General features: G+C 36.3%; 14 protein-coding genes. 5 read left to right on the plus strand and 9 right to left on the minus strand.

Features of this window, described 5'->3' with window-relative positions; translation table 11 throughout:
- Positions 1-99 precede the first annotated feature (99 nt).
- From MTO68_RS22185 to znuB, 3 genes are read left to right on the plus strand one after another with little or no spacing between them, the layout of a single operon-like run.
- On the plus strand, positions 100-597 hold the full coding sequence (locus MTO68_RS22185; RefSeq protein WP_004723431.1) for a transcriptional repressor: 498 nt from the start codon (positions 100-102) through the stop codon (positions 595-597).
- On the plus strand, positions 570-1,370 hold the full coding sequence (znuC, locus tag MTO68_RS22190; RefSeq protein ID WP_004723434.1) for a zinc ABC transporter ATP-binding protein ZnuC: 801 nt from the start codon (positions 570-572) through the stop codon (positions 1,368-1,370). The genes MTO68_RS22185 and znuC overlap by 28 nt, the downstream gene beginning before the upstream one ends.
- 3 nt (positions 1,371-1,373) lie before the next feature.
- Positions 1,374-2,174 carry a zinc ABC transporter permease subunit ZnuB gene (znuB, locus tag MTO68_RS22195; protein WP_056518353.1) on the plus strand — a complete coding sequence of 267 codons (801 nt, stop codon included), beginning with the start codon at positions 1,374-1,376 and terminating at the stop codon, positions 2,172-2,174.
- 37 nt (positions 2,175-2,211) lie between these two features.
- Here the strand turns inward: znuB and MTO68_RS22200 are convergent, their stop codons facing one another.
- Both MTO68_RS22200 and MTO68_RS22205 read right to left on the minus strand, forming a co-directional pair.
- A complete protein-coding gene (locus MTO68_RS22200; protein ID WP_105714225.1) occupies positions 2,212-2,832 on the minus strand; it encodes a LysE family translocator in 621 nt (206 codons plus the stop codon).
- A 72-nt stretch (positions 2,833-2,904) separates the two neighbouring features.
- Entirely contained in the window at positions 2,905-3,525 is a 621-nt protein-coding gene (locus MTO68_RS22205) for a LysE family transporter (protein ID WP_056518349.1), read from the minus strand.
- A gap of 162 nt (positions 3,526-3,687) precedes the next feature.
- Between MTO68_RS22205 and MTO68_RS22210 the strand changes: the two genes are divergently transcribed.
- Together MTO68_RS22210 and MTO68_RS22215 are read left to right on the plus strand one after the other, a co-directional pair.
- Positions 3,688-4,596 (plus strand): Dyp-type peroxidase, encoded by a 909-nt coding sequence (locus MTO68_RS22210; RefSeq protein ID WP_244014382.1) that lies wholly within the window; start codon positions 3,688-3,690, stop codon positions 4,594-4,596.
- A 66-nt stretch (positions 4,597-4,662) separates the two neighbouring features.
- Positions 4,663-5,795, plus strand: a protein-coding gene (locus MTO68_RS22215; RefSeq protein ID WP_223235881.1) for an IS3 family transposase whose coding sequence is annotated in 2 segments (ribosomal slippage) — positions 4,663-4,915 and positions 4,915-5,795 — 1,134 coding nt in all. Because the reading frame shifts where the segments join, the coding sequence is not laid out codon by codon here.
- Between the two features lie 342 nt (positions 5,796-6,137).
- Here the strand turns inward: MTO68_RS22215 and MTO68_RS22220 are convergent.
- The 7 genes from MTO68_RS22220 to MTO68_RS22250 all read right to left on the minus strand — a co-directional run bounded on the left by MTO68_RS22220 (position 6,138) and on the right by MTO68_RS22250 (position 12,005).
- Positions 6,138-6,602 (minus strand): hypothetical protein, encoded by a 465-nt coding sequence (locus MTO68_RS22220; protein ID WP_244014384.1) that lies wholly within the window; start codon positions 6,600-6,602, stop codon positions 6,138-6,140.
- 10 nt (positions 6,603-6,612) lie between these two features.
- The gene (locus MTO68_RS22225; RefSeq protein WP_244014386.1) at positions 6,613-7,116 is read right to left on the minus strand and encodes a M23 family metallopeptidase; all 504 of its coding nucleotides are present in this window, start codon (positions 7,114-7,116) and stop codon (positions 6,613-6,615) included.
- 220 nt (positions 7,117-7,336) lie between these two features.
- A protein-coding gene (locus MTO68_RS22230) for an IS4-like element ISAba1 family transposase (RefSeq protein ID WP_088631513.1) occupies positions 7,337-8,427 on the minus strand; the annotation gives its coding sequence in 2 pieces (ribosomal slippage) (positions 7,337-7,887 and positions 7,887-8,427; 1,092 coding nt in all).
- Positions 8,428-8,473: 46 nt separating this feature from the next.
- Positions 8,474-8,746 (minus strand): hypothetical protein, encoded by a 273-nt coding sequence (locus MTO68_RS22235; protein WP_244014387.1) that lies wholly within the window; start codon positions 8,744-8,746, stop codon positions 8,474-8,476.
- Positions 8,747-8,857: 111 nt separating this feature from the next.
- A protein-coding gene (locus MTO68_RS22240; protein ID WP_085947552.1) for an IS3-like element ISAba21 family transposase occupies positions 8,858-10,023 on the minus strand; the annotation gives its coding sequence in 2 pieces (ribosomal slippage) (positions 8,858-9,765 and positions 9,765-10,023; 1,167 coding nt in all).
- Positions 10,024-10,086: 63 nt separating this feature from the next.
- Entirely contained in the window at positions 10,087-11,472 is a 1,386-nt protein-coding gene (locus tag MTO68_RS22245) for a hypothetical protein (RefSeq protein WP_244014389.1), read from the minus strand.
- Complete coding sequence (locus tag MTO68_RS22250; protein WP_244014391.1) at positions 11,469-12,005, minus strand: hypothetical protein; 537 nt, start codon at positions 12,003-12,005, stop codon at positions 11,469-11,471. The genes MTO68_RS22245 and MTO68_RS22250 overlap by 4 nt, the downstream gene beginning before the upstream one ends.
- Position 12,006 lies beyond the last annotated feature (1 nt).

Consider the following 12,006-nt stretch of genomic DNA (forward strand, 5'->3'; position numbering starts at 1 on the left):
CAGAAGTTAAAAAATACCTACGCCATTCGTAAGTTGATAGAGCTTCATGTTAATATTTGCGATTCTCTTCCATTCAAATAACAAGTTTTGAGGTCTGATATGAGCTTATGTTCACACGAGCAGCATGATACTTTGCATGGTGTACACGATCATCTCAATGTAGAAGCTCGTTTATCAGAAGCAGAAAGCCTTTGTGCAACCTCAGGTGCCCGCCTTACCCCTTTGCGTAAAGAAGTACTTGAATTAATTTTGAATGCCTCAGGTCCTGTAGGTGCTTATGATCTTTTAGCCAAGATGAAAGGTGCTGCAGAACGTCCAGCTGCACCGCCTACCGTGTATAGAACCTTAGATTTTCTCTTAGAAAAAGGTTTTATTCATCGTTTAACCTCTATTAATGCTTATATCCCTTGTTGTCACCCACGTGAAGGACATCAAGCCGCATTTTTAATTTGCACTGAATGTCATACAGTGAAAGAAGCTTCAGCAAAAGGTTTAATTCAAGAATTAAACCACTTAGCCGCGTCAGATCACTTCAATGCACATCACAGTATTATTGAGATTTCAGGAATATGTCAGCAGTGCTCGAACAAAGCGTAAACTCCCCTCTCGTTCAACTGCAACAAATTAATGTCCGAATTGATGATCGTGACATTCTAAAAAATATAGATTTTTCATTACAAGAAAAAGAAATTGTCACGCTTATTGGTCCCAATGGCGCAGGCAAATCAACCCTGATCAAAGTATTATTGGGTATTTTAAAACCCAATGCGGGCAAAATTATCAGCTCAAAAAAAATTAAACTGGCGTATGTACCACAAAAATTTAATCCCTCTCATAGTCTGCCTTTAAGAGTTAAAGATCTGCTTGATCTTGAGAAATGTGATAAGGCGATTAAAGCTGAAATCATTCGAGATACTGGTATTGCCAAATTAGAGTATGCCAAAGTACAACAACTTTCAGGTGGTGAGCGTCAGCGGGTTTTGTTGGCGCGTGCTTTATTACGCCAACCCGATATTTTAGTTTTAGATGAACCTATGCAAGGTTTAGATATCCAATCTGAAGCTGAACTGTATGAATATGTGCGTAGCCTGCCACAACGCTATGGTTGTGCCATTTTAATTGTGTCTCATGATTTACAATGGGTAATGCAAGGCACTCAGCGAGTTGTCTGTTTAAATAAGCACATTTGCTGTAGTGGTTTACCTGACAGTATTCAGCAGCATCCAGAGTATCAAGCTTTGTTTGGTGATACTTTTGGAAAATACCACGCTTTTTACCAACACCATCATGACCATTGTGCACATGGTGACTCTGCCAAAACTTGTGAACATGGCCCACATCCACACATTCACCCAGAACCGGAAGCTTAAACCATGATGGAATGGTTAGAATTACTGTTACCTGCATGGATTATGGGAACACTTTTAGTGTTTCTAACAGCTCCGCTAGGTTGTTTGATGCTTTGGCGCAGAATGTCTTTTTTTGCTGACACGATGGCTCATGGTACCTTGCTTGGTGTTGCGTTAGCTGCTGTTTTAACTTTACCGCTTTGGGTCGGTGTTACCTTTACTGCGATCCTCTTGGTGGCTGTACTTTGGGTTTTACATGACCCGCGTTTACCCAATGATGCCTTACTTGCATTATGTGCTGCGACCTTACTTTGTTCTGGTCTACTGTTAATTCAACATTTACCTGCATTACGTCCTGAATTATTAAGTTATTTATTTGGCGATTTATTAACAATTGAGTGGTCAGACCTACCGATTTTTGCAACTGTGATTATTGTTGCTTTAGCTGTCCTCTACCGTTACTGGCAAGCACAAATTCAAATTGCGATTGATCCAGATATTGCAGTAAGTGAAGGCGTAAACGCCAAATGGCAGCGCTTAATTTTTATGTTGTTATTGGCTTTATTCACCGTACTCGCTTTACGTGCCGTTGGTTCGTTATTGATGGGTGCGTTATTGGTTATTCCTGCACTGGCTTCGCGTCTTATTTCTCATTCACCGAAACAAATGGTGATTGGCGCGTTTGTGATTGCTCAAATTGGTGTGACTGTGGGGTTATGGTCAAGTGCAGCCCTGAACATCTCTACAGGGCTAAGCATCGTATTAACCATGTCTTTGCTGTTTGCTGTGATTTTCTGTGTAATGAAAGTAAGAAAGATGGCTTGATGAATCAATCATTTCCATCTTTAGCCGCACTCAATATTTAAACTATGCTTTTTAACGAAACATATAAACCATATACAGCAATGACAATCAGAATTAATCCGCAAAGCCCTAATATTTTTGGATAAATTTGACTTTTAGAAAGCTTATTAAACGACAGATAGACCAAAGATAACGTGAGAAAATCTAAAATAATCCATGTCACGACTAAGATGACTAGACTGGTATTTATATCAGCATGAATATGAATAAACTGCGGAAAAAATGATGAAAAGAAAATGATATCTTTAGGATTTGAGATACCCACTAAAAAGCCTTTGCTTAGCCCACCATCCACAGGCGACAACATCGTATTGAGTTGATGCTCCTGCTGGGATAATACTTCTTTTAGAATTCCATAACCTAGATAGGCAATATAAAGACATCCTAAAACTTTAATGATCAAGAAAAGGGTTTCATTGACACTAAACATGCCTTTTAAAATTAAAATAGAGGCTGTGATAAGTACCAAAGAAGCCAAATTTGTCCCAATAATGGTCAGTAAAGACTGTCGGTAGCCACCTTTTAAACCTGCACTTGCAACCAAGATCATGACTGGACCAGGCGTTGCAATCATGATAATCACACTAATGGCATACAGATAAAATTCTAAATAATTCAAAGTAACCTCGAAACAATGGCTTATTTATAGGGTCAAATCTCTAACATATAACTCAGTTAATCGCCTATGTTGTTATTGGTGAACCAGACTTAATAAGCCAGCAGCACAACTAAACAAGACAGCAAAGGTACGGTTCATATATTTTTGTTGTTTTGGTGATTTTAATAGTCTTAACACTTTGGCTGCCAATCCCGTATAACCAGCCATGACTATCAAATCAATCGTGATCATGGTCGCTGCCATAATCACATACTGAATCCATTGTGGTTTAGACAAGTCTAGAAACTGTGGCAAAACAGCAAGTAAAAAGACGATGGCTTTTGGATTACTGATATTGACAATAAAGCCATATAAGATCAGCTTGGGAATAGATTTTGTCGGTTGCTCAGTCGGGATATCTATCGACTGTGTTTTCGTCGTCCATTGTATGTAGGCTAAATACAATAAATATAAAACCCCAAACCATTTCACCACGAAAAATGCCAGCGGTGTAGTTGCAAACAATACCCCAACACCTGCTGCGACAATCGCAATTTGAACCAACAATGCCAGTTGTAAACCGATTGCATTCCAATAACCACGGCGAAAACCATAATTTAAACCGCTCGACATAGACGCGATCGCACCCGCACCAGGTGAAATACTGATCACCCAGCACGCCAACATATAGGCAAACCAGACTTGATACGACATAACAAAAAGATAGAAAACTTTTAACACGCTATTATAACGGTTTTAAAACGATACATTTCGATTAATTTAATTGGTAAAAAGCATAAGACTTTACTATTCAGCTGTTGCTTGATCATGCACAATAAGAGGATTGATAAATAAAAATTGAGGAGCCATCACCATATGACAGCCCAATCTGTAATTCTACCTTTACCTTCTAATCATGCTCGTTTCATTGTTTTAAATTTAAAAAATCTGTCTATTGATGGCTTAAAAAAACAACTCAATGCGTTGTTAAGTACACGTGATCGTTTAATTACCCAACACCCTGATGCTGAAATTAAAACCTCAATCGCTTTTGGTCCTGAACTTTGGGCAAAACTTTATCATACAACTCCTGAAGGGTTTAAGCAGTTAGAACCGATTCAAGGCGCATTTGAGATGCCAGTGGTTCCTGCTGATGTTCTGATTCATATCGCGTCTGCACGTACAGATATTTGCTTTGCGCTTAGCCAATCCTTTTTTGATGGTATCCAAAATCAAGTTGAAGTTCTGGATGAACGGGTGTGCTTCCGTTATCTCGACGGTCGTGACCTGACTGGTTTTATTGATGGTACTGAAAATCCTCAATTCCCTGATGATCGTGCTGAGACTGCGTTATTAGGTGAAGATTCAGGTATTTTTGAAGATGGTTCTTTTATTTTTGCACAACGTTATGTACACGAGCTTGAAAAGTGGAAACGTTTAAAAGTTGATGCACAGGAAAATGTGATTGGTCGTTCTAAATTAGAAAGTATTGAAATGGACGATGAACACAAACCTGAAAATGCCCATATTGCTCGTGTTGTCATTGAAGATAATGAAGGTGAAGAATTAGAAATCCTACGTCACTCTCTTCCTTATGGCGATGGTCAAGGCGAGCAAGGTCTATTTTTTATTGCCTATACCAAAGACTTAACCCGTATTGATCGTATGCTAGTCAATATGTTTGGTACTCAAGGCGATGGGATTCATGACCGTTTGCTGCACTTTGTAACACCTATGGATGGTGCTTATTTCTTTGCACCGAAAGAGGTGGATCAGGAAATTTGAACAACACTTATAAGTGATATTTTGCTCCCCAAATGATGTTATAAACATCAATATATGGAGTATTTTATGGCACGTAGACCAAGAAGAAATCATTCAAATGATTTTAAAGCTAAGGTAGCACTTGCTGCGATTAAAGCAGAAAAAACACTTGCTGAATTGAGTGCTGAATTTGATGTTCATCAAAACCAAATTATCGACTGGAAAAATCAACTGATTTCAGCTTCCTCGCAAGCTTTCGATCAATCAAAAGCTCCAACAGAACCACCCATCGATCTAAAAAAACTACATGCAAAAATCGGTGAGCAGGCATTAGAAATTGATTTTTTAGAAGGTGTGTTGAAGAAACTGGGCCGCTTCAACCACAAAAGTTAATCGATGACTCACTTCAGATTTCAGTATCTAAGCAAGCTCAGCTGCTGAAAGTCTCCCGTGGTTGTTATTACTATCGCCCAAAACCTGTGAGTGCATCAGATCTGAAGCTAATGCGGTGTATGGATGAGTTACATATGCAATACCCTTTTGCAGGTAGCCGGATGATGCGTGATTTGTTGAATCGTCAAGGACATCATATAGGACGACGTCATACACGTACTTTAATGAAGAAAATGGGCATTAATGCGTTATATTGCAAACCAAATTTAAGCCAGGCTAATCAAGCTCACCGCAAATATCCATATCTGCTCAAAGGATTGGCTATTCAGCGCAGTAATCAAGTGTGGTCTACGGATATAACGTATATCCCTATGGCAAAAGGCTTTGTTTATTTATGTGCTGTGATTGATTGGCATAGCCGCAAGGTACTTGCGCATAGAGTATCGATTAGTATGGAGGTTACATTTTGCATAGAAACATTAAATGAAGCTATTGAAAAATATGGTCGACCTGAAATATTTAATACAGACCAAGGCAGTCAGTTTACCAGTGATGCATTTATTGATGTATTGAAATCAAATGGCATTCAAATCAGTATGGATGGTAAAGGTCGATGGGTTGATAATGTGATGGTTGAACGATTATGGCGGAGCGTTAAATATGAAGAGGTGTATCTCAAAGCCTACAGCAATGTTTTGGATGCGAAGAAGCAATTAAACGCATATTTTGAATTTTATAATTTGAAACGACCTCATTCGAGTCTGGACAAAATGACTCCAGATGAGTTTTACTATGACCAGCTACCACAACAAAATAAGGTAGCTTAACTAGAGCAGAGTATCACTTATAAATAAGCTTTTAGTTGTTCAAACATGTGGGACCACCTCTGAATGAAGAAGTGTTGGAAGAGATTTTGGAAGATTGAAATAAGAAAGAAGCTACGTTTAACTTTGAATGATCTATCTCTTGAATACAGAAAAGCTGACTTTGATCAGCTTTTCTGTTCACCCAACCTAAGTGTTTACAATAATAACAATACACTGATTACCAATTAGTTATTTTCATCCAAACATTCTACAAAGACAAAAAACGATTACTAATTTTGAATACTAAATATTGCAACTTATCATGCAAATAAACCTCAGCATATAGACTTTAGAGCGTCCATTTTATGGAGCGTTAGAATTACGTATTTCTAACATTTCATTGCAATCCTTAGAGTCTGAATAAACGAAAAACCGCTGGTCTTGGTTTTCTAATAAAATAGCATCCTTATCAGCACCAAAGGCATTTTTAGAGACATCACACTTATAGGATGGCAGTTTAAAATTCTTGACCACTTCACATTTCGGTTCAGCAGCAGCTTCATCAAAACCATACCATTCTGTAATATTTTGATTTGAGCAAGAAATTTGATTTGTTTGAACACTATCTTTTGTCACAGTCACATTATCTGCAACTACTTTTGATTCGCTTACAGGTAAAGCCTCACTTGTAGTTGAAGATTGTTGTTCATGCACGTCTGCCTGCATTACATTTGGTTCGTTATTTGAACTACTTTGTGCTTTATCTTTGTTTTTATCGCTACATGCAATTAAAGCACTTATAAAAATTAAGATATAAATATTCTTCATGACTGAATGCTCATAATGATGCGCTATCTAAAAATGGTGTTGGATCAACTAAGTCCGAACGCCGTTTATAGACACTTGTACCGCTTAAAGTGCCTTTATTACTTGGATTTGAGTACATTTCCAAATGCAACATCATACTTGGAATACCTTTTGTTGTTAAGCTACCAACATGGGCAATTACCTGACCTTTTACAACTTTATCTCCAGCTTTTACTAAAGCTTTACCTTTTTTAACTTCGCCATAGCGAATGATATGCTTTTGATGGACTATCTCAATGGCATCAGTGTTGTCATAAAAGTAGTAAACATTTTTTACAATACCATCTGCCATTGCTCTGATTTCTGTCCCGGCAGAAGCATAAAGATCACATCCAGCATGTTTTCGTTTTCCCCCACTTCGATTAGAACCAAATCGAGCAAAGCCTTTTTTATACGAGTTTGTCCGAGTTTTTAGCGGGAATAAATATGATCCATCATCTTTTGGCTTATCTATTCTTATTTCAATGACTGGCATAGGGTTTTTTAGAGTTGCAGAATAGAGAACTTGATCTTTTCCATTTATATCTACAAGAATTTCTATTTTCTTTCCATCCTCTCCTCTATGTTTTTTTAATCCAACTCCATCTTGCCCTGTATAGTGCGTTCTTTTTGCTCCATTGTAATTTATCGAATAGGAGAGGTTCTCTTCCTTACCTGTTCCTTTATTTATTGTTTTTCTCTGTACACGACAAATTTCACAGAACCCTTATCCTATCAGGGTTCTGCCTTCTTAAAATTGCCAAAATTTCCTTAAACTCTTCTTTTTTCCCAAAACCAATTAAACGCTGAATCGCCATTTGAACATAGTCTAAACCATAGCGAAATAAACTCATTGAGAGTCGTCCATGCTTCTTTATTTTTATCACTTTTTTTTGATCATGTTGCCATTCACCCGTTAAGTAACACCAACAGAAGCTTATAGCTAACACCGCAATCAATTTTTTCACTCGTCTAGGGTCTGTCAAGCGCGTATTTTCAAGATTAAACCCGCGTCCTTTGAGACAACTGAATAAGGTTTCAATTTCCCAGCGTAATGCATAATCCTGAATAGCATTGGCATTAAACTGAGGAGAAACGACGAGTAAAAGCTCTCCATTTTCTAACTGTAGTGCACTTATATATAGTTTCACCCGACCAACCAAAATCCGTCGTTTACGACATTCAATTTGACCAACTTTAAGATGGCGAAATAAATCACTAATTTTATGATTCTTTCCTAAATGATTGGTGACAATGAAGTTTTTTTAACACGAATGCAGAAGTTGATGTCTTGTTCAATTAACCATGTAAACCACTGCTCACCGATAAACTCTCTGTCTGCGAACACATTCACAATACGGTCTTTACCAAAAATGGCTATAAAGCGTTGAATCAAAGCAATGCGCTCTTTCGTATCTGAATTTCCACGTTTATTAAGCAATGTCCAAAGGATAGGTATCGCTATTCCACGATAAACGATTGCGAGCATCAGGATATTAATATTTCGTTTTCCCCATTTCCAATTGGTTCTATCTAAAGTCAGTTGCACTTGGTCGAATGAAAACATATTGAAAATCAACTGAGAAATTTGACGATAATCAAAATACTGACCTGCAAAGAAGCGCTGCATACGTCGATAAAATGATTGTGGTAAGCACTTGATGGGCAAGGCTTTAGATGCAGAAGAAAGATTACATGTTTGCTTTAAAATAATCACAAGCATGATGAGCGCAAAGCACTTTAAATGTGACTTGTTCCATTTTAGATATTTGTTTAAGATAAGATATAACTCATTGAGATGTGTCATAGTATTCGTCGTTAGAAAACAATTATTATGACATTATTTCAATGAGTTATCTATTTTTGTCGTGTACAGAGATTGTTTTTATAGTGAATGAAACATCACTACCATATTGCTTTGTTAATGGATTACCATTTTTCTCTGTATGGACATTCTCTGTTTTTCCTAATGAAGGAATAAAATCAATTAAATAATCAACAAAGCTCTCTTCATTCTTAGCTGGTGTTTCTTTCGCTGGTGCTGTTTTTGCTGGTACTGTCTTTGTTGGAGTATTTGAAGCCACTGGCGGCATCTGTATTATTGTAGCAGCAGGATTTAAGTTCACATTGATTACTGAAATACTTGGATCATTTCTTAACGTCAAAACAGGTTTTTTATTTGAAAGCAATAGCTTTGATATGTGCTGAATTAGCAGGAGACTTTCACTTGGGATATGCTAGGCAGCTAACCGATAAAAGTTCTCTGCTATTTGATTTGGCGTTTTAAAATCCAAACTCTTTTGAATTCTTCGCTGATTATAAAATAACACAATGTATTTTGTAATATCTGCTTTAGCTTCATCTCTGGTTTTATAGTTGCAATGATGCACTAATTCATTCTTGAGTATGCCCCAGAAACTTTCAATCGGTGCATTATCGTAACAGTCCCCACGTTTGCTCATTGAACCTTGAAAATCACATTTTTCCAGTATCTTTCGATATTCATGGCTGCAATATTGGCTGCCTCTGTCCGAATGAATAATTAAGCCTTTCGTTGGTTTTTGATTACGAATCGCCATAGTCAGTGCATTGCAAACAAGTTGTGCGGTCATACGCTCATTTAAGCTATAGCCAACCACTTGTTTCGTGTACAGGTCTTTTACTGCTGCCAAGTATAACCAACCTTCAGCAGTCCAAATGTATGTAATATCGCTTGACCATGCAAGATTGGGCTTAGTCATTGAAAACTGTTGCTCTAGTAAATTTGCGTAGATCGCTCGATTATGATCACTCTTCGTAGTTCTTTTGAAACGCTTATGACGCTTACAATACAGCTGGTTGAGCTTTTTTATTTGACGTACAGCATACGTACTGATTTTGATACCTTGCGCTTGTAAATGCTTAGTTAATCGAATATAGCCATAGCTTTGTTTAGTTTCCTCATGAGCTATTTTGACCAAAATTGTCTGTTGATTTCGCTGAACCAATCTTTTATTCATGCCTCGTTTTAGCCAATCATAAAATCGTGACACTGAAACGTGAAGTAATCTAGCCATAAAGCTAATCGGGAATAAATATCTTTGCTGTTTCATATAGGCGTACCTTACTGACTTTCTTTCGCAAAGTACGCTGCTGCCTTTTTTAGAAATTCACGTTCCATTTCAGCTGTTTTGAGCTGTTGTTTGAGCTTTTTATTTTCTTCGAGTAAGGCATTTAGATCAGGTGAATATTGTTTAGTGCCTGCTAAGGTGCCAGTCTTTGCTTTATTATTCCAATTTGAAAGAGTTTGCATTGAAATGCCAAGTTGTCTGGCTGTTTCCGATACATTGCCTTGATTGGCTTCAATCAATTTTATTGCTTCAACTTTAAATTCTGCGGTGTAAGTCTTCTGTTTCTTGCTCATGGTAAACTCCTGATGAGTGTCTATAGTTTACCAAGTTAAAACCTCCTGTTTTCTCAGCACACATCACTTATACACAAATGCATTTAACATTTTTAACTGAATAAAGCCATTAGAATCTGTTGTTTTTTCTATTTCTCTACCTCTATATGAGACAAAAAACTTATTGTTTTTTACAACCTTACCATTACTATCATGTATCTTCAATTTTACGCTTACAAGCCCTAATGGGACTGATATACAGCTATTTTCTATTCCTTTAGTTATAGGTATTGTTTTTAATTTTTGATAACCTTTACTACCATTTACTAATATATCTAAACTCTCACCCTCTTCCGCAATCAGACCAGTTTTTATTCCTGAACCATCAGAAATATGTTCTTTGATTTTACCTTTATATCTTACAAAAAACTTCATATTCGTTATTTTTCTATTTGTGTCACTTTCTATTATAGATATATCAAATTTTATATCTTTAGAATCCTCTGTTTTCACCTCATCTTTCTTAGAAGAATCCGTTTTCTGTTCAATAACGACAACTTTTTCTTGTTTTAGTTCTGGTTCAGCAGGTTTTTGTAACACAGATTGGACTTTAATATCTTCACTTACACTTAGTTCAATAGATTGCTTTTTATCAGGGGCCTGTGTGATAACTGTCGATTGCTTACCATCTGCCTTAATGACAATTTTACTGCCTGGATGTCTAATAATAACAGGTAATAGTCCTTGCTCATCTGACTCTGCATTTACAATAAACTTAGATTGTTTAAACTTACCACTATATTCAGATTCAATAGTTACTTTTTTATTTTTTGCTATTTGCCCTATTTGATTTTTTAATGATATATATATTTTTCTACTGCAACAGCTTTCTAAGTCATAATGGTTGAACATATCTATATATTTACTAATATGAACTTTATTCCCATCTGATTCTTTATAGTTTCCCTTAAAACCTGGTACACCTAAAAAAGAACCTAATCCCCCTTCACCAACTAAATGAGCCCCTGCAATAGCGCCCGATTCAGTAATTTCAATTCCATTTATTATTTTTCCATAATATTCATTAAAGCTTCTATTTCTTAATCGTTTGCAAAGAAGGTCTATCCATTCTCCAATGATCTGAATTTGCTTAGCTGGGGATTTCAAAAAATCTGATAAAGAATTAACACCATTGTGCCCAACCCAACTGCCTGTCCAATCATTTGCTTTAGTTTTATCAGAATTATTATCCCAATGCTTATAATAGCCCAGATCGATAAGTGCAGCTTCACCAAATTGAAAAAAACCAATATAACCCAGAGAATTTTTTATTTTACTTGCATCAATGTTTACAGATGCAGTTAAAGGCAGGCTTAAATCTGATGAAGATTCTTTTCTTGAAACGGCACAAATAAATCCATATCGGGTTAATGGATAAGATTTTTGATTTATAGATTTACCATTTTTCATTTATTTAAGTCCTCAAAACTAAATCTCTTAATATCAATTTTTTTATTATTGATATATGAGCTTAAAATAGGTTTTAATTTCTCAAAATTACCCAATCCTGGACAACTTAACTCAACACCATTTTTATTTGCTTTTTTTGTTGGAGAAAACTTATCTTCAAACATATCATAGCGGCCTAAATTTCTAAAATATGAAAAATAATTACCATTAGCATCATTAATGATTCTTATATCACTATGGTCATTTTTCAGATAAGCATAATAAACTTGGTATTTATTTTTATTCACTTCAATAACTTGGCACTCTCCTGTTGACATCCATTGAGCATCTTTTGGATTTAAGCCAATAGTCTTTACAAGTTTTGCTTTATTGACATCTTCCCAAATTTGTTTACATGGGACATTACTTTTATCAATTTTGATACTTTCATTCTTATTTTTGAAGATATCCCAAATTTTTTCACAAGCATTTTCTTCAGCGAAAGCTTGGATTGAAATAAATGTGCTCAACACTAATATTAGACTGCGTTTCATC

Origin of the sequence: Acinetobacter sp. NyZ410, from assembly GCF_022828975.1 — a bacterium.
In the GTDB taxonomy this organism is placed as follows: Bacteria; Pseudomonadota; Gammaproteobacteria; order Pseudomonadales; family Moraxellaceae; genus Acinetobacter; species Acinetobacter guillouiae.